Origin of the sequence: Streptomyces glaucescens, assembly GCF_002154375.1 — a bacterium.
In the GTDB taxonomy this organism is placed as follows: Bacteria; Actinomycetota; Actinomycetes; order Streptomycetales; family Streptomycetaceae; genus Streptomyces; species Streptomyces glaucescens.
On the sequence record NZ_MUND01000937.1, the window covers coordinates 1 to 669 of the forward strand.

The 669-nt window shown below is 72.8% G+C and carries 1 protein-coding gene; it reads left to right on the plus strand.

Annotated elements, in window-relative coordinates:
• Window positions 1–669, plus strand: a 669-nt coding sequence (locus CCN42_RS45375) for a penicillin acylase family protein (RefSeq protein ID WP_245877683.1), incomplete at both ends; no start/stop codon positions are given.

Genomic DNA, 669 nt, shown 5'->3' on the forward strand with positions numbered 1-669 from the left:
GTTCGGTTCCGGGGGCGGCGGCGAGGTGAACAACGCGCTCTCCCTGCTCGCCGCCCAGTCGAAGTACGGCGTCGCCAGGGGCACCGAGGTCTGGGAGTCCTTCCGGATGCGCAACGACCCGGAGGCCACCCTCACCGTCCACGACGGCAGCTTCCCGTACGCGGTGAAACCCGCCGACCCGCAGGGCCTCGCCCTGCCCGACACCGGTTCCGTGACCCGCGAACCCCTGGTGCACGACCGCACGGGCAGCGCCACCGGAGCGCGGGCCGCCCGGACCTCCGCAGCCGCGGCGGCGCAGGCCGTCACCTCCGCCCGGCGCGGCATGTCCAACGCCCTGGTGGTGAGCGGCGAGCACACCGCGAGCGGCCATCCGATCGCCGTCTTCGGCCCGCAGACCGGCTACTTCGCGCCCCAGCTGCTGATGCTCCAGGAGATCCAGGGCCCCGGCATCAGCGCCCGCGGCGCCTCCTTCGCCGGCCTCAGTTTCTACGTCGAGCTGGGCCGCGGCCAGGACTACGCGTGGAGCGCGACCACCTCCGGTCAGGACATCATCGACACCTACGCCGTCGAGCTGTGCCAGGACGACCACCACTACCTGCACCGGGGCGCCTGCGTCCCGATGGAGAAGGTGGAGCGCAGGAACGCCTGGAAGCCGACCGTCGCCGACGG